Origin of the sequence: Microcoleus sp. MOSTC5 (assembly GCF_036701825.1) — a bacterium.
In the GTDB taxonomy this organism is placed as follows: domain Bacteria; phylum Cyanobacteriota; class Cyanobacteriia; order Cyanobacteriales; family Microcoleaceae; genus Microcoleus; species Microcoleus asticus.
Window position 1 is genome coordinate 56,175 of the sequence record NZ_JAUBRK010000007.1, and the last position, 17,044, is coordinate 73,218.

A 17,044-nucleotide genomic window follows, 5' to 3' on the forward strand; every position below is an offset into this window, starting at 1 on the left:
CCTCCTGCCTCCTGCCTCCTGCCTCCTGCCTCCTGCCTGCCTCCTGCCTCCTGCCTCCTGCCTCCTGCCTCCTGCCTTCTTGCACTAGGTTGGGATATTCAAGGCTCCATTAGTTCTGAGCCACTGCTTCTGTTGGCCAGTTAACCCTTGAGCATCTGTAAAACACGCTCTTTTGACGCGAGAACCAGAAAAATCCGAGCCCATTAACTGAGTATCTTTCAAGTTGGCGTGTCTCAGATCTGTCTCAACCAGATTAGTATCTCTTAAAACTGCTCCCTCTAGATCGGCTTGAAATAGAGAGGCTCCTTTGAGATTAGCACGGCTTAAGTCAGCGCCCACTAAGTTGGCTAACTCTAAAGCAACTCGGCACAAAATCGCTTCTGTCAAATCAGCATATCTCAAATCAGCCCCAACCAAATCTGCCTCCGTCAAATCAGCTCTCTTGAGAATTGTCTCATTAAGCTGGCTCTCTTCGAGATCGGCTCGCTGCAACGAGGCTTGGCTTAAGATAGCACCTTCCCAATTTGTCTGACGCAGATTTGCTTCATCGAGATTGGCTCCCGTAAAATCCGCCCCTTTCAAGTTTGCTTTCAATAAATTAGCTTGACTCAGAATTGCTTGAACCAAACAAGCGCCTTCTAAAGAGGCTTCCGTTAAATTAGCACCTTTTAAACAGGCAGAAGTTAGATTTGCATGATTTAGAAGAGCATTACTCAGGTTGGCGTTAAGTAATGTGACTTTTTGTAAATCCGTCCAAAAAAGGCTGCTGTAGAGCAGGCAAGCTTGAGTTAAGTTTGCCTGTCTTAAGTTGGCTCGATTCAAATCTGTCCACATCAGATTTGTGCCGCTTAAATTGGTATAACTCAAATCAGCACTATTGAGGTTAGTATGACTATAATCAATTCCATTTAGGTCAGCACCCTTCAGGTCAACTCGACTAAGGTTAAGATTTTGAAAATTTCGTTCTTGCTCAGCATACCGCTTAAGAATGTCACTGGCATTAATTATGTTCATCAGCATTAACTAGGAATTGCTCGGCTTAACGGTGGTTTTTGAACAAGCTTGGTTGTGATGCCCTGCATTCATAGATTTGCCATCTCTACCGATACTTTATTTTCGTTCGTTGCCAAGAGTGAGACTGGAGTTGATATATTCATCATGTTTATATCAATTAATATGACTGACTTGAGCCGATAAATTGATTAAAAAAGTTTCGTAATTTACTGGTATTTAAGGGTAAGTATCGAATATCAGTTGTTTGTTTTTTAGGTAGGATTGCCTGGAGTGCAGATAAGTAAATCTACTTAATTCAACGTAAAATCTAGAATTTATCAAGATAATAAGCTATTCAGCATTTAAATTGTATATAGCAATCCTAAATCATTTGTGAATTTCTTACTCCCTCCCCTTACCAAGGGGAGGGTTGGGGTGGGGTAAAAAATTTACGACTCATTTAGGATTGCTATATCAAAAAACAATCAAACTTTTGTGGGGTGTCTCGCCCCCTCCAATATGAAATTTAAATGCGCGACAGCTTAGGTCAATTTTTTCTTAGGAACTTTAGTTGGCAAGGGTTAATCGGCATTGTCTAATCTAAACCAATAATAAACCTTTTTTTTACTTTTTTATCTTTCCGATAATAGGTTCCTACTTTTCCTACTTTTCCTACTTTTCCTACTTTTAACTAAAGAATAATTGCTCTTTAAAAAACTTGTAAAAAAGCTTGACTTCAAGAACTTCCTCTGATATACAGGTAGAACTAGAGATATAAATACAAGAATAAAAAGCTTAAGAAAGCAGAAAAATAACAGATGTTAAATCCCCTAAATCGCTTGCGTAAATTCCGTAATGACTCCCTAGGTAATCTAAAACTGGGTAATCTCCAACTGGGCGGCTGGACCATTCAATCCAAGATGCAAGCGTTACTCCTAGGAGTTAGCCTCGGTTCTGTAGTGGTAGTTAGTGGGATTGGTTGGTATCAAACACAAGCCACCCTCAGAAGCAAAATCGCCGAGCAACTTGCAGGTATCAGCAGCACCAAAGCCGAGCAGTTTGAATCGTACTTTGAAAATTTGAACAACCAAGTAGGGATGCTGGCAGCAGACAGCAACGTTGTTAAAGCGATGGTGGATTTGAATGGGAGTTTCCGCAACCTGGAGCGCAACTTTGTTCCCGCCGAATGGGATACAGCGCTGGATACTTACTACACCGAGCAATTTTTCCCTAGGTTGAAAAGTAATCTATCCCCACAAGAACTCAACCCCAGTGTCTATCGTCCCACCGGACAAGCAGCTCGCTATCTCCAGTATCACTACATTGCTTCTAATCCCAATCCAGTCGGCCAAAAAGATAAGCTACTAGATGCTGGTGATGGCAGCGATTACAGCAAAGCTCATGCCAAATATCAAAAAATATTTGCAGGAATTATCCAAAAATTCGGTTATTACGATTTATTTTTGATTAATCATAAAACCGGAGATATCATCTATTCCTATTTTAAAGAAACAGATTTTGCCACTAATCGACTACAGGGTTTTTACGCCCAGAGTTCACTAACTGATTTGCTGCAGAAAGTCCAGTCAAATCCTACACAAGGTAGCATTCAGGTTGCTGATTTCAAACCTTACCGCCCCTCTTATAACGCTCCAGCCGCTTTCTTGGCAACGCCCATTTATAGCGGTTCTAACATGATTGGCATTTTGGCAGTGCAAATTCCCATTGAAAAAATCGACCAGGCAATTAGCCGGAGTAATAATTGGGAAGCCAGTGGTTTGCAGAAAACGGGGGAAGCTTATTTAGTCGGACCGGATTCCTTAATGCGTTCGACATCCCGTTTTTGGGTTGAAGACCCCAAAAAATATCAAAACGTGGTTCGTTACACGGGGACTGACCAGACAACTCTGCAACTGATGGAGAACTTCAACACTACCATTGGCTTACAGAAAATCAACAGTCCAGCCGCCCAAGCTGCCTTAGCAGGAAAACAAGGCATGATGGTAGACCGCAACTATCGGGGGGCAGAGGTATTGAGTTCCTACGCTCCTTTGAAGTTGAACGGCTTAAATTGGGCGATTCTGGCAGAAATGGAGGTGGGCGAAGCTTATCGTCCGCTTTACACTTTACAGGTGATTTTGTTGATTGCGGCGGTGCTTTTTCTACTGGGAACGGCGTTTTTAGCGGCAATTGCTGCAAAGATTTTTACCTCTCCCCTGCGTCGCTTGACTGATAGCGCCCGAAAACTTAGTGCCGGGGAACTGGATGTGGAAGTTGACGTGAAATCCCAAGACGAGTTTGGGGAATTGGCAACAGAGTTCAAAGAGGTGGCGAACAAATTACGCCAAACACAGGAGCAACTGGAAACCAAGAAGCAAGAGAATGATATTCTCTTGCATAATATCCTACCCAGCGCGATCGCCGATCGCCGGAACGAAGGAGAGTTAGTAATTGCCGACAGCCTCAAGCAAGTAACCATTCTCAATGCCCATGTGGCAGGTATTGCTGAGTTGAGCAAGCAAATGTCACCGCTAGAGGTAACAGAACTGCTTACGAAACTATTTGATGAATTTGACCAAGCCGCAGAACATTTTGGCGTAGAACGGCAAAACACTCTTAGTACAGATTACGTAGCAGTGTGTGGGCTCACCCAAATCAGATTTGACCACAGCAAACGAACGGTTGATTTTGCTCTAGCCATGTTAGACATTATCCAACGCCGGGAAAATGGTCGTCGTAATTTTGCTTTGGGTTTACGCATCAGCATTCATGCAGGCCCAATCACAGCAGGGGTAGTCGGAACCGAGAAATTTGGATACAGCATCTGGGGCGAAACGGTATATTTGGCAAGCCGCTTACATAGCAAAACTGAGTTGAACTATATTTTGCTAACTCAGAGTGTGTATGAACGGGTAGCAGATAGCTACACATTCGTGCATAACCCATCGGTAAATATTGAAAACCTAGGAAATGTAGAAACCTGGACGTTAGTAACGGCCCAAAAGTTGGTTACAAGTCAGGTGGACTTGGTTCAGTCATCTTTCGCAAAAATTAAGCCTATTTCTGAGAAGGCTGCCGAACTTTTCTACCAACGACTGTTTGAATTAGAACCTTCTTTTCGTTCTCTATTTAAGGGGGATATGAAAGAACAGGAACGTAAGTTAATGGCTACGCTTGCTCTCGCCGTGGAAGGTTTGCGTCACCCCGATAAAATTATCGGTCCCGTCCAGAAGCTGGGTCGCAGCCATGCGGGCTTTGGCGTCAAGGCTGAATATTACGATACCGTCGGCGAAGCTTTGCTGTGGGCGTTAGCCCAAGGACTGGGTGAAGAATTTACTACGCCAGTGCGAAAGGCATGGGAAGAAGCTTACACATTCCTGAGCGAAATTATGAAAGAAGCAGCAGCAGAACTTGAGTTGGAAAAGATAGGCGTTTGAAGGAGGCAGGAGGCAGAGGGCAGGAGGCAGAGGGCAGGAGGCAGAGGGCAGAAGGCAGGAGGAGGTAGGAGAAAGTAGGGGGAGGTAGGAGACAAGGGGCAGGAGGGTTTTAAGATTTGATTTTTTGAATGCTTGAAACTAAAATTCCTTGAAACCTATCGACTTCTTCCAAAACAGGACTAAATAGTTCAGGAGATGCTAATCCGACTTCTTTGGAAATAATCAACTGAGTGTCAAGTTCCCGAAGCGAACCTAAAGCAATGTGTAGAAAATGGATATATTCGTTTTGCGTTCATCTTCCATAGCCTTCGGCTATATTTGATGGTACAGAAACTGCCGCTCGTCTAATCTGACTTGTTAATCCGTAAAGTTCAGATTTTGGGAAGTTTTCGGTAAGGCGATAGCAGTTAATCGCAAGCTTGACTCCACACTGCCAGATAAATTGCTCTCTGTAGCTCATGGTGAACGAAGTTAGAAGTAGGAAGTTGGGAGAAACTCAACTAAACAATTATAAACCTCCTGCCTCCCCCTGCCCTCTGCCTCCTGCCTCCTGCCTCCTGCCTTCTCCTGCCTCCTGACTCCTGCCCCCTGCCTCCTGCCCCGCTACTCATTGTTTATCATTCGTTAAAAAACACTCATGGATAAATCACTTCTGGGATGGCTATTGCTTTTAGGATTGGGATTCCCCTTGTTTGGCATACTGCTTGGTGAAGCCGCTTCAAGATTGGAACGCGAGCAACATCCTTTAGCCGTTGGTCTGCGTCAGGTGCGCGAGTATCTGTTACCGCCGTTAGCCGTGCTATTGGTAATGCGACAGCTTTTGAACGTCGCTGGCAAAGATTCCTGGGCGCGTTTTGTGGAAACGTTAACTTGGGTTGCCCTGATTGTAGCGGGACTTTCTTTAGTCAACGCCCTACTGACTACAAAAAAAGAAACTATCAAATGGCAAATTCATGTCCCTAACCTGTTCTTTCAGGTAGCTAGGGCTGTAGTGATTTTAGCCATTGGCTATCACATTATCAATGGAGTTTGGGAGATAAGTTTAAGTGGTTTGGGCAGCAGTATAGGGATAGCTTCAGCAGTAATTGCCCTAGCGCTGCAAGATACCCTCAGCAACTTGGTATCAGGATTGCTGCTGCTATTTGCCAAACCGTTCAGAACGGGTGACTGGATTGAGTTCGACGGAAAGCAGGGTCGGGTAATCGAGCAAAACTGGTGGTCGGTTACTATTGCATCTCCTGGCAAGACATTCAACGTTCCCAATGGGGTACTGTCGAAGGCAAGCATTATCAATTACGGTCAGGGAGCAATTTGGAAAAGTATTTCCGCCAGCTTTTCTTATGACGACTCTCCTAATCAAGTGATTCCAGCACTAAATAGCTTGGTGGAGGGCATAGATGCAATTGAAGACGAAGGTTTGGCTCAAGTTACTTCCTATGGAGACTCCTGTATCACCTACGACCTTTATTATAAATTACTGCCTGAAAAAAATTTTGGTGTTTCTGGGCAACTCAAGTCCCGAATTTATTATCTGACCCAACGTTATGGTTTTACCGCCCCCTATCCGATCGCAGTGCAGTACAGCGTCGATGCTAAACAAGGAATACCAAGCCAGATTCCTCAAGCAATCGAGAACCGCCAACCGGAATTAGTAACTTATTTGCGATCGCTCCCATATTTCCTAACGCTCAATGACACTCAGATTGAGAAACTGGCCCAACGGGCTAGATTTCAAGCCTACGGCCAAGGTGAGCTAATTATTCAGGAAGGCAAAGAAGACGAGGGACTTTATATTATGTTCAAGGGTAGGGGAGAGGCTTACCTAAAAGATGAACAAGGCGATCGCAAGGTAGTGGACGAGCTCGAACTTAACGAAGCCTTTGGTGAAATGGCTATCTTTCCAGGAGACTTAAGTCCAGTTACAGCGATCGCCAACGAAGATGTTGAGGTTGTAGTGATTCCCGCCGAAAAGATTGTCGAAGCAATTGAATCTAACAACAAATTTGCCTCAGAGCTTATCCAATATATCGAAGAACGCAAAAAAATGGTTTTAGTTGCTAAAGGAATTAAGGAGGATGTGAAGTCGTTGATTAATAACAATGGTAGCCGAGCGCAAGTGAGAAGATAGTTAAACAGTTGACAGTTGACAGTGAGGTTTTTCGGATGGGGCTTTCCACCTCACCCTAAAAACATTCCGCCAACCTGCGTGGATTTTAAACCCCTAAATTTTGATAAAATTATATCAACCGCCAGGGGGATGCCGAACACGAGCGATCGCACAAAAAGGTAGCTCTTATTACTTCTGTTTCCTGCCTGCTAGCTTCTGCCTCCTGCCTCTTGCTATCCTGAAATTGGCGCTAAAAATAGTTATTTGTTTGGTAATTTTAGGCTTGACTTTTCCGGTCAAATAGTGTAGATTTTGTTTAGTGGTAAAGTTTAAATTTCACCTCAGATAAATACGCTACATTCAGGTCAAGTAAACACTACATTTTTCCCAAAAGGAGACTAAAAACACTAAAATATTTTCTATTTTTTTTATTTTCCTTCCTAACCACTTGGGTGGTTCCTATATATGTCATCAATCAACATGAGGAAAACTAGAGCAAATAATTACATAAATTACTTATTTTTGCTCAACCTAGTTTTAGTATTAACAGCCTGCGCGGGTCAATCAAAAACCTCACAAGCAAATATTGACAATAAAGCTACGGCGGATCGATCTTCAAAAGAAAGCTTGGGTATTCAGAAAGTCGAGGGGAAATTAGTTAAATCACCCTCAACTCAAGACTCAGCTAAACAGGGCATTGTCTTACCCGAAGTAAAACCCCTGGAACTGGAGGGAACACTGGCCATATCGGGAAGTCAGGTAGTTTTGCCGATTAGTCAGGCTATTGCTCAACGCTTTATCCAAGACGGGTATCCCAGTAAGATTAATCTCGCTGGTATTGATACTCAGGTTGGCTTCAAGCTATTTTGCGAGGATAAAAAGGTAGATATTGTCAATGCAGTTCGCCCGATTACCAGTCAGGAGTTAGCAGCCTGTGCCAAATCAGGTGTTGAGCCGATCAACTTTCAAATAGCCACCGATGCTGTGACCATTGTAGTCAGTTCTCAGAATAGTTTTCTCCCACACAGTCTGACGCGCGAAGAACTGGCAAAGGTATTTACTGTTCAACATTGGTCAGATGTCAATCCCAAATGGCCAAAAGAGCTGATTAAACGCATTGTCCCAGCGGGGGCTGCTACTGGCGGCTCTGTTGAACTGCTTTCCCAAGCTATTTTCCAAGGGAACGTCAGCCAACTTACTAATGCTCCCAATACGGTATTTTATGACTTTGTAGAGCAGTTGCACTCAGAAGCTTTAATTAATCCCTATATGATTGGCTTTTTAGAGTATGCTTCCTATAAAGAAAACCGAGACAAGTTGAGGGCGATCGCTATTGATAGAGTAGACCCTTTCCTGTCAACATATCCCATCGTTCGTCCGCTGTATATTTATGCGGATGCCAAAGCGATTCGCCAACGACCGGAAGTAGCAGGTTTTGTTAACTATTACTTGACCTATGTAAACGAAGAAATTTCTAGTTTAGGCTACTTCCCAGTTAAACAGACCGTATTGGATGAGTCAAAAATTAAGTTCTTGCAATTGAAAGGTAATAAATAATCGTTGAAGAAAGTAGGCAATAAAAATTAGTTACTTGTCTTTGGACTTGAAGAACCCCCTGATTGCAGAACTCACATACACCACAATAGTTAGAGATATGATTGAAATTGCACAATTCACAACTGAGCAAGCCAAGAGTTACTGGCAAGCTCTAGCTCAGCTAAAGCTCAACTTTATTTGCCAAAATCAACCCTTTCAGTATGGCTTTCCGCTCATCATTTCTGCGGAACTTGCTGACCAACTGTACCAAGCCTCTCAGGAAGTTGAAGATTACATACTAGCCTTGGCAACTGATGCTGATGCTCTTAACGAGCGGATAACTCAGAGATTTAAGAGCGTTGTGGGACAACATCTGAACCTAAAGACTATCAACTCCCAATTAGTTAAACATCTTCAATCAGGCTTAGGAATTCCTATAGCGTATGATGTACTCGTAACCGACAATTGCCAGAATAGCTTAAGTATAAAAGCTACTGAGGTGCAAGGTGTGATTAGTTATCTAGGTTGGATACGTCTAATTTTACAGGCGGCAAAAACAGCACTAGGGGAGCATCCAGAAGAGTTATTGGATAAACTTTTTGAGCCAGAAAAAGGCTTAGAAGCTATTAACCAGCTAAGCCAAACCCCTGAGATTTTTATCGTTGATGTCGATCCGGTCAGACAGGCTAGCAGAATAGATCTACAAGCCATGTCAGAGTTACTATCTGGCTCGGGTTCTCATCTAGTGTCGATTTACGAGATTTACCGTCATGGAAGCCACTGGCTAGCTGACATCCACGATAGTGCAGGTAGGTTGTTAAAGACTGTAAAAATGGTTAATATCATCTGTCGGCTGGTGCCTGACGAGATCAGAGAGGTTCTAAGCACGCTACAAAACCAACCTGACAGCAAACAAGAACTTGTAGATTTCTTTTCAGACTCAAGCTTAAATTGGATATGGCATCCAGCTTGGCAGAACATTTTTGATAAACGAGATTTAGCAGCCCTAAAAGATTTGCCAACGGCTCACCACCATTATGTAAAAACTATTCAACAAGGTGACGTTCCCCCTGGAGTATATTTCCAAAAATCAGTCGATGGTCATGGGGGTGCAAATCAATCAATAGTCAAAGTCCAAGATAACTACTCTGTCCCAGAAGGTTTCATCCTACAGCCCTATCTGGTCAAAAAGCCTTTTAAATATATTGTCTCCGAACAGGGATTGAAATTTGACTGTTCTGTTGAATTGCGAATCATGCGGAATTTATCATTAGGTACTCCCCGAAATCAGAGCGGAGCTTACTTCATGGCAAGAATTGCTCCTTATGAAGTAGAGGGTGACAGTGTGAAAAATAGTGTAAAGGAAATTCAAAACGCTGTGTCTCACATTCTCGATCAATACAAACAAAGCTCCAGAAAGATACACTATTGGCAGTTACCGTTCGGTTTTAGTCCGGTTCTAATCCAACCCTAATAGCTTCTTATTCATAAAACAATCATTGAAGTTAATTGACGTGGTATAAACGTTACCCCTTATCCTTAAATTAAGGATAATTCACTAAAAATTAAAAACACCATCACTGAGGTCATCATGTTGTCTAAAAATCTCCTAGAAACCATTATAGAGTCTCACTCAATTTTACAGGTCAGCCTGGATAAAGGTTGGCAAGAATTTAAAGAAAGCAATGATTTTTTAATCAGCAAGGAGTTATATCACCAAATAGATTGGTGGTATACTAGCCCATATTTTGGAGTTATTCCTAATCCAGGTCATTGGTATAGCTGTCAGCTAGCTGCCAAACATTTTCTCATAGAAGTTGGGAAATTAAGAATTTATTTCGATACTATATACCCCGGAAATTTTTCTCAATCGATAGAGGTTGAGAGAGATGAGGGATTAGATGTTAGACGATTTAAAATGACAGCTTTTCATCAAGTGAAACCGATTTGTGTTTTTCAGTTGGATTTTATCCACGATCACGAAAAGTTTTATTTTCTTTACCCGCCCCAATTGTCTTTTTGTGAACTGGAGACAATTTAACATAAATAATTGTCATTGCGCGACGCAGAAAGTGAACGCATTTGCTGAGCTTAAAGAGCGGCTCGTTTTTATTTAAAAATTGTGCCGCTTTATCCCTAATAGCAGAATAGTGATGAAACACAGAATTGTCATTGAATGACATAGAAAAGTTATATTTTTTTTCTGAAAGCCTATCGATGAAAAGCGTGCAGAAATAAACGAAAGTATGGGCTAGATCTGGTAGTCTTGAATAAACAAAAAAAACAAACTAAAAAACTGATGATTTTACCCACAAATACTTGGCAGAAACTTTTCATAGTTACAGGAATAACTGTTAGTTTTGTTTCTATGTATTCTTGTAACGTTCATGCTCAATCTTTTGGAGAAAAAGAAAATGTATTAATAGCCCAAAATTTAGGGGGGATAGTACGAAAAATACCCCTGGAAGAAGTAGCAGTTCCAGCAATGTCTTCAGCAAAGACAGCGACAAATGCTGCATTTAGCCAAGCCCGAATTGAACTAAAGTCAGATGGTTCGTTAATATACATACTCAGAGGTAAAAACCAACAAGGCTTTGAAGTTGAAGTACAAGTTACTCCCAGTGGCACTCTTATTCAAGTTGACGAGCAAATAGAGTCCAGTGGAGTCCCTGAAATTGCTCTAAAAGCTTTCAAAAAATGGGCTCCCAATGACCCACTTATCAGCACTTGGCGGAGTACCCGTCTTGGCGAATTTTTCTATCAATTTGTCATTCGGGATTTTTGGTTAGAAATTGCTGCTGATGGTAATAAAGTCGTCATTTACCGCAAAAAAATCAATATTTAGCACATCAACAGTCAAAATATGCAATTTGGTCGCACAGATTCATGAAGACATTTACGATCGGTAATTGGCAGAGAATTGTCGCTGCCACACTAACTGCAACAACAATTGCTTTCACTACTAATGCTGCTTTTGCTCAATTACTTAAGGGTGCTGGTGCTTCTTTTTCCGAACCTCTTTATCAGCGTTATAGCGCCGAATACGAACGGGAAACAGGGGTCAAGTTCAACTATAGTTCCATTGGCAGTGGTGGTGGTATTCGGTTGTTTATCAATAAAACACTGGACTTCGGAGGTACTACTTTAATTCCTACCCCAATTGAGAAAAATCAGATGGAAGATGGGTTGCTAATGGTACCCACAGGAGGAGGGGCAATAGCCATTGTTTACAACCTTGAAGATGTGACCTCGGATGTCAAATTATCTCGCGAGCAACTGGCACAAATATTTACAGGTAAAATTGCCAATTGGAACCAAGTAGATTCCCGTTTTCCTAACAAAAAGATTCAAGTTATAGTTCAATCCGATAGTAGCGGTACTACCTTCACGCTCACTAAATACTTGCGAAAAATTACAGGGGGAAAGATAGAAGCGACGCGGGAACCTAATTGGGGATTTCAGGTTTTCGCTGCGCTTCCTCAAGATAGTGCAGTGGCTGGAGAAGTACGAAGGATTGATGGTGCGATCGGCTACGTCCAAACAAGCTTTGCTCGTAAGAACAATCTGGCTACAGCTAGGATTGAAAATCGGGCTGGTCGTTACGTGGAACCGACTTTGCCAGAAACTGAAAAAGCCCTAGCTAATATAAAGTTTAACGATGACTTCACGACTGAAGATATTGATGACCCAGAAGATGGCTACCCCTTGGTTAGTTTGAGTTGGCTGCTGTTCTATGAAAAGTATCCCAACGAAACTCTTGTCCAAGCTAATAAGAACTTGTTGACATGGATTTTAACTAAGGGTCAAGCATTTAATCGAGAATTAGGGTATACGAAAATTCCTGAAGATGTAGCTAATAAAGTGATTGAAACTGCCAATAATGAATTGAGAGTTCGTCCCTAATGAAGAAGGCAGGAGGCAGGAGGCAGGAGCCGCAAATCATACCAAATCCAGGTTACTTACCCCCTTTATGATGGAACCGCTTTCGACGCGAAGAACGCGAAGAGAAGAGGAAACAGAAGAGTCAGAAGATAAAGGGGGTGGCAAACTCGGATTTGGTATCAGTAGGGGATTCGACCCCTCCTGCCTTCGGTCTTAAACCCTTGATCCATGAAGGTCGCAGCAGGAGACACAGGGCACTTTTCCTCCTGCCTCCTGCCTTCGGAGATAAAAAGGCTTGTTATCCATTGTCTGTAGGAGAAAAAGGAAAAATTATGAGTAAATTGAGTCTGTCGTTGCCGCTAACCTCATTAATACTGGGTTGTAACTTGTTAATATTACCCCCTGTCTTGGCGCAAGCAAATCTTGCTGATACTCCCGAACCTGAATCTCACACAACTACAACTGCCAACTTGCCAGAGAAGAATGAGGCTACTGACCGAGTTATTACATTGGCAGACACTTCAGATGTTATGGTTACATCAACTGATGAAATTAACACGACTAACCAATCTCTGCGTCCATCATCTGTAACAAATTTTAACTCAAATGATTTTAGGGAAGAATCCCAAGACTTGTCGGTTAGTAATATTGAACCCTCGAATATCCCCCCAACTCCTATTGGAAAAGAGGAGGGCTATGTTTCCCCCTCCCTAATCCCGATCGAAGGTGAAGAGGTTAGGGTAGATCGAGCCTTATCCGAGAAGTATTGGGAAGAATTATTGAGTTATTCAAAGGTGATTTCTAGCACATGGGAAAACCAAGTATCTTCTGGTAATAGGTTGCCCTCAGTCAACGTGGATGATGAACCTCAAGTCCCAAAAATTCCTACTAACCAATTACAACCGCCCCAACTATATAGCCAACCACCCGATGCTATGGATGAAGTTACCAGTGTCACAGATTTGCGAGATGTTAGTCCGGGCGATTGGGCTTATGAAGCGCTGCGAAGCTTGGTAGAAAAATATCGTTGCGTTGCTGGTTCTGGCAAAGGTACTTTCGAGGGTAATCGTGCTATAACCCGTTATGAATTTGCTGCTGCTTTTAATACTTGTTTGATAAAGGTTGGACGTATAATTTATAGCTTGAGCAATACATTTCCCAATCGAGAAGAGTTGGCAGTTGTACAAAGGCTACAAGCAGATTTTGCTACTGAACTGAAAACTATCACAACTAAAATAGATAATTTAGAACAGCGGGTAACCTCTCTCAACGACAATCAGTTTAGCACTACTACAGTTCTTCGGGGTACAGTAGATTTTAATTTAATTAGTGCTTTTGGAGATCGGAAAGCTGTTCCTTCTGGGGAAAAGCCCCGGGACGATTTGAATGAAAATCTCACCTTATCAGCGCGCATAAATCTCAACTTTGATACCAGTTTTACAGGTCGAGACCGATTGCGGACTAGCATTCGGGCTGGAAATGTCAGCAATTTTGGTAGTAGTGTTACTGGAACAGATATGACTAGCCTAATTGGTGCCATTAACACTAGCAATAATCTTAGGGTGGGCTCCTTGTTTTATGAGTTTCCTATAGGTAAACGCGGTAAAGTAGCGATCGCACCTCTTGCAGATTTTCCGACTCGCATTTTTCCGGCCCTTAATCCTGTTTCTTCTATTTCCAATTTTGGTGCTGAAAGTCCTATCTATTCGTTTGCTTTTGGTACGGGTGCTGTAGTATACTATAACTTTACCGATAAAATTGCCGCTGGTGTCAGTTATTTAACTACGAGTGGTAGCAATCCAGTTGAGGGACTCTTTGGCGGTCAATATACTGCTTTAACTCAGTTAACTTATACTCCATCTAATAGGTTAGCGATCGCTTTTACCTACGGTCACTACTACGCTCCCGAACCCGGTTCAACTGTTAATGTAACGGGGAGTAAGGGCAGTAGATTTGCTCAGTTGCCTTTTGGAGAAAATACGGCGACTTCTTCTAACGCTTTTGGCTTACAGTCTACTTATAAGTTGAGCAATAAGTTGATTTTAGGCGCTTGGGTTAGCTATTTTAATGCGAGGGCTGAGTCTTCGCCCCGTGTTAATGGTTTAGATGGTTCAAGGGGAGCTAGTGCCGATATCTGGAGTTGGGCAGTTACTGCGGTAGTGCCAGATTTGGGTAAGTTAGGTAGTCAGTTAAATTTTGTCTTTGGTATGCCCCCGAAGGTTACAAGTAATGATGTTTCTTCTCGCTTAGACCGCGATAGTTCGCTGCATTTTGAGCTATCTTATCGTTATCCACTTACTAACAACATTTTTATTACTCCGGGAGTTTTGTTGATTACTAATCCCGAGCATAATGCAGCCAATGATAGTATTTGGATTGGATTATTCCGAACTACTTTTACGTTTTAATTAAAAGTAGGGCGTTGCAAACGCTGAATTTCGATAGTCGCTATAGTGGCGACTTCTCTTGCTACTCGTTCATGGGTTCCTGTTGGTTGCATCTGGACAGCTACTCCATCACGTAATTCAAAGCGGTCGTAACCTTCTGGATACCAGTCCATAAAATCGTCTAAAGTAATTGTCATTAATTTTGGTAGGGCTTAAATCATCTGTCATTCCTTCCTTCGAGCGTTGATGTCTTTTATTTTACCGACTGGGAGGGCGGATCAAATATTTAGCACGCCCTGAAAGAGGTTGAACAATCAACATTGTACCTATACGCTCCGATGAAACTTGACAATTAATTCAATTCAGATGCCACAACTTGACAATTAATTCAATTCAAATTTTGTTAAAAACGCTAAAAAATAGCTAATTGTTGCGGAGCGCTAAAGTCAGACATTGGCTGTACAAAATCAGGTGTTTGCTGTACAAAATCATCGAGAATACAGGTATTTGCAGGGACTGTACCATACCTGTTTCGATCTGAAAATGTCCAGCAAGAGCCGGCATTGGCCTGTCAAATTACTGCTTTTTTGTGCCGAGAGTGCATTTGCTTGTTGAGGCTGGTTATAGCTGTTGAGTTTTGGTAGCAAGCAATGTTTTTGTCCGTACAAAACCTTTTGTTCAAATTGCTCCTACTGTTGTGACAACTTCGTAGCAGCACTGGCATCAATTGCCGCAACTGTCCCATTGAACTTGGGTAGCGTCGGTACGGTCTTGAACTTAGAGTCGTTTGACGATCGCGCTCTCTCTAAAATCAAGTACAACTTTATCAATGCGAACGCAATTGTCACTACCTCCAAAGTGCCTAGTTTAACAAGTCAAGGCTCACGCAACTGGCACACGGTGATGAGTGCTCACGCTCCTACCTACAACGGTTGCAAGCGGCCGAGGCGAGCGCTGTATTGGCTACATGGCGATTGCCCTTCAACGAGCGCCGAGCAGTAGATTAAAGTCGCCACACCTCAATTATTCGCCCGATCGCGAATGTAGAATAAAGGACACAATGCGCGAGCTCATCCGCTATGCTAAAATCCCAAGATATCCTTGCAATACTCAAAGTGCACAGTTGGGATTCAACGAACTGGACGTACAGTTCTCTCGCTCAAAGCTTGGGAATGAGCGCATCGCCTCGGTTCATGCTGCCCTTGAGCGTTCTGAAGCTGCCGGTCTGTATTATGGCTCCGAGCGGAAAATTTTGAAGCAAGCGGTGTTGGAATTCTTGGTTCACGGGTTGCGCTATGTATTCTACGCCCAACCAGGCCCCAAGCAAGCGGGGATTGCCAACTGCACATTCTGCGATCGCCATTGAAAAGCAAGCTGGTTGCTTCACCGTCTGAGGTTTACGTCTGGCCTGACCCTCAAGGTGTTGTGAGATGGCAGGCAATCGCGCCTCTGTACCGTTCAGTCCCTCAAGCTGCCAGTAACGATCCAAAACTTTATGCCTTGCTCAGCTTGATTGACGCTATTCGAGTTGGTCGGGTGCGGGAGCAACGTTTAACCGCTAGCGAACTTGAAAAGAGGATCGTCGCTCTATGAACCCGCAGATACTCATGCTGGAAATAGTTGCCAGGGTAACTCTCTCAAGTACGCACTACCATGTAAGCCTTACACTCGCGAACAGCTCGGCTCGGAGCGCAAAAACCAGATAGTCCAGCCCCAACTTTATTGCTGGCATAGTGGGTACTACGCTATAAAATCGCTTCTAAAATTTTAGCTACCTGCCCATTTTCTCACACTTGCTCAAGTTGATTTTTAATTCAATTTAGATACCGCAACTTGACTATTAAATCAATTCAGTTTTTGTTAAAAACGCTAAAAAATTAGCGAATTTTTGTGTGACCTAAAGTCAGGCATTTGCAGTATAAAATCAGGCGGAAAGCTGTACAAAATCAGTGAGATCCAGGTATTTGCAGGGGCTGCACTCTACCTGTTTTTACCCGAAAATATCCTGCAAATGCCTGAATTTTTCGGTCAAATTGCTGTTTTTTTGTGCTGTTCGTGCCTTTGCTTGTTGAGGCTGGTTTTGGCTGTCCTCAATCGGTAGCAAGCAATGGTTTTGTGATCACAAACTCTGACTTTTACGTGCAAACAAAAAATAATGCACCTTTATGAATGGGACATCCTAGGTGTCAAGGCGCTTGATTTTTATCCGATCTTCGACTGTGCCGGTTGCTCACATTGCTCCTGTTGTTGTGACAACTTCGTAGCAGCACTGGCATCAATTGCTCCCGTCACACCTGGGTAGGGAGCGATCAGCTTGAGCGACAGCTCGATCGCCCACGACGGAGCTCCTACAATTAAACAGACGAGCGGCTACCAATCTGGCGTCGTATCTTCAGCTATTGAGGAGGATTTTGCGGCGGCAATCGACGCGGACTTTTCTTGCATCCACCGATGTTTTGGCGATAGTTGGCGAGACGCAATTTGAAGAGTTTAAGCAGCTAAAAGGTGAGGGGCGAGCTCACAAAAACGCATAAAAACGCATATTGCCGAAAGTTTTCCTAGGTCTGCCGCTCTTGGATTTTCCCTTGCTGACCACGGAGACACCAGGAGCGATCGGCTTGTTGCCCACATTCCGCACCCTGAACTGTCACACTACGAATTTTCGGAGTTTGGCTAAATTGAACTGGCGAGCGCAAGTCCAA

At 43.0% G+C, this 17,044-nt stretch carries 14 protein-coding genes and 1 pseudogene; 12 read left to right on the forward strand and 3 right to left on the reverse strand.

Annotation, left to right across the window (positions count from 1 at the left end; translation table 11 throughout):
• Positions 1-84: 84 nt before the first annotated feature.
• Positions 85-1,014 (reverse strand): pentapeptide repeat-containing protein, encoded by a 930-nt coding sequence (locus QUA54_RS04920; protein ID WP_333413621.1) that lies wholly within the window; start codon positions 1,012-1,014, stop codon positions 85-87.
• An 899-nt stretch (positions 1,015-1,913) separates the two neighbouring features.
• Here QUA54_RS04920 and QUA54_RS04925 point away from each other — a divergent pair.
• Positions 1,914-4,430, forward strand: a complete 2,517-nt coding sequence (locus QUA54_RS04925) for an adenylate/guanylate cyclase domain-containing protein (RefSeq protein WP_333413622.1) — start codon at positions 1,914-1,916, stop codon at positions 4,428-4,430.
• A gap of 109 nt (positions 4,431-4,539) precedes the next feature.
• Here QUA54_RS04925 and QUA54_RS04930 read toward each other — a convergent pair.
• Positions 4,540-4,890: pseudogene (locus QUA54_RS04930) on the reverse strand (four helix bundle protein).
• A gap of 177 nt (positions 4,891-5,067) precedes the next feature.
• Here QUA54_RS04930 and QUA54_RS04935 point away from each other — a divergent pair.
• The 7 genes from QUA54_RS04935 to QUA54_RS04965 all read left to right on the forward strand — a co-directional run bounded on the left by QUA54_RS04935 (position 5,068) and on the right by QUA54_RS04965 (position 14,363).
• Positions 5,068-6,558: a mechanosensitive ion channel family protein gene (locus QUA54_RS04935; protein ID WP_333413623.1), complete on the forward strand. Its 1,491-nt coding sequence runs from the start codon at positions 5,068-5,070 to the stop codon at positions 6,556-6,558.
• A gap of 444 nt (positions 6,559-7,002) precedes the next feature.
• Positions 7,003-8,094 carry a substrate-binding domain-containing protein gene (locus tag QUA54_RS04940; protein WP_333413624.1) on the forward strand — a complete coding sequence of 364 codons (1,092 nt, stop codon included), beginning with the start codon at positions 7,003-7,005 and terminating at the stop codon, positions 8,092-8,094.
• A gap of 97 nt (positions 8,095-8,191) precedes the next feature.
• Positions 8,192-9,547 (forward strand): hypothetical protein, encoded by a 1,356-nt coding sequence (locus QUA54_RS04945; RefSeq protein ID WP_333413625.1) that lies wholly within the window; start codon positions 8,192-8,194, stop codon positions 9,545-9,547.
• A 117-nt stretch (positions 9,548-9,664) separates the two neighbouring features.
• Complete coding sequence (locus QUA54_RS04950; protein WP_333413626.1) at positions 9,665-10,114, forward strand: hypothetical protein; 450 nt, start codon at positions 9,665-9,667, stop codon at positions 10,112-10,114.
• Between the two features lie 225 nt (positions 10,115-10,339).
• The gene (locus QUA54_RS04955) at positions 10,340-10,918 is read left to right on the forward strand and encodes a hypothetical protein (protein WP_333413627.1); all 579 of its coding nucleotides are present in this window, start codon (positions 10,340-10,342) and stop codon (positions 10,916-10,918) included.
• A gap of 41 nt (positions 10,919-10,959) precedes the next feature.
• The gene (pstS, locus tag QUA54_RS04960; protein WP_333413628.1) at positions 10,960-11,976 is read left to right on the forward strand and encodes a phosphate ABC transporter substrate-binding protein PstS; all 1,017 of its coding nucleotides are present in this window, start codon (positions 10,960-10,962) and stop codon (positions 11,974-11,976) included.
• Positions 11,977-12,287: 311 nt separating this feature from the next.
• The gene (locus tag QUA54_RS04965) at positions 12,288-14,363 is read left to right on the forward strand and encodes an iron uptake porin (protein WP_333413629.1); all 2,076 of its coding nucleotides are present in this window, start codon (positions 12,288-12,290) and stop codon (positions 14,361-14,363) included.
• On the opposite strand, the gene QUA54_RS04970 is transcribed toward QUA54_RS04965, so the two are convergent.
• Positions 14,360-14,539 (reverse strand): hypothetical protein, encoded by a 180-nt coding sequence (locus tag QUA54_RS04970; protein ID WP_333413630.1) that lies wholly within the window; start codon positions 14,537-14,539, stop codon positions 14,360-14,362. The two genes, QUA54_RS04965 and QUA54_RS04970, sit on opposite strands and share 4 nt — an antisense overlap.
• A 547-nt stretch (positions 14,540-15,086) precedes the next feature.
• Between QUA54_RS04970 and QUA54_RS04975 the strand changes: the two genes are divergently transcribed.
• The 4 genes from QUA54_RS04975 to QUA54_RS04990 all read left to right on the forward strand — a co-directional run bounded on the left by QUA54_RS04975 (position 15,087) and on the right by QUA54_RS04990 (position 16,827).
• Positions 15,087-15,344 (forward strand): hypothetical protein, encoded by a 258-nt coding sequence (locus tag QUA54_RS04975; protein WP_333413631.1) that lies wholly within the window; start codon positions 15,087-15,089, stop codon positions 15,342-15,344.
• A 58-nt stretch (positions 15,345-15,402) separates the two neighbouring features.
• Positions 15,403-15,708 (forward strand): hypothetical protein, encoded by a 306-nt coding sequence (locus QUA54_RS04980; protein ID WP_333413632.1) that lies wholly within the window; start codon positions 15,403-15,405, stop codon positions 15,706-15,708.
• Positions 15,705-15,935, forward strand: a complete 231-nt coding sequence (locus tag QUA54_RS04985) for a hypothetical protein (protein ID WP_333413633.1) — start codon at positions 15,705-15,707, stop codon at positions 15,933-15,935. Before QUA54_RS04980 ends, QUA54_RS04985 begins: the two co-directional genes overlap by 4 nt.
• 721 nt (positions 15,936-16,656) lie before the next feature.
• Entirely contained in the window at positions 16,657-16,827 is a 171-nt protein-coding gene (locus QUA54_RS04990) for a hypothetical protein (RefSeq protein ID WP_333413634.1), read from the forward strand.
• Positions 16,828-17,044: the final 217 nt, after the last annotated feature.

Excerpts from the sequence above, each read along its gene's own strand:
- QUA54_RS04965 (WP_333413629.1), top strand. The coding sequence starts at position 12,288 with ATGAGTAAATTGAGTCTGTCGTTGCCGCTAACCTCATTAATACTGGGT.
- pstS (WP_333413628.1), top strand. The coding sequence starts at position 10,960 with ATGAAGACATTTACGATCGGTAATTGGCAGAGAATTGTCGCTGCCACA.
- QUA54_RS04925 (WP_333413622.1), top strand. The coding sequence starts at position 1,914 with ATGCAAGCGTTACTCCTAGGAGTTAGCCTCGGTTCTGTAGTGGTAGTT.
- QUA54_RS04980 (WP_333413632.1), top strand. The coding sequence starts at position 15,403 with ATGCGCGAGCTCATCCGCTATGCTAAAATCCCAAGATATCCTTGCAAT.
- QUA54_RS04945 (WP_333413625.1), top strand. The coding sequence starts at position 8,192 with ATGATTGAAATTGCACAATTCACAACTGAGCAAGCCAAGAGTTACTGG.
- QUA54_RS04950 (WP_333413626.1), top strand. The coding sequence starts at position 9,665 with ATGTTGTCTAAAAATCTCCTAGAAACCATTATAGAGTCTCACTCAATT.
- QUA54_RS04970 (WP_333413630.1), bottom strand. The coding sequence starts at position 14,539 with ATGACAATTACTTTAGACGATTTTATGGACTGGTATCCAGAAGGTTAC.
- QUA54_RS04935 (WP_333413623.1), top strand. The coding sequence starts at position 5,068 with ATGGATAAATCACTTCTGGGATGGCTATTGCTTTTAGGATTGGGATTC.
- QUA54_RS04940 (WP_333413624.1), top strand. The coding sequence starts at position 7,003 with ATGTCATCAATCAACATGAGGAAAACTAGAGCAAATAATTACATAAAT.
- QUA54_RS04920 (WP_333413621.1), bottom strand. The coding sequence starts at position 1,014 with ATGAACATAATTAATGCCAGTGACATTCTTAAGCGGTATGCTGAGCAA.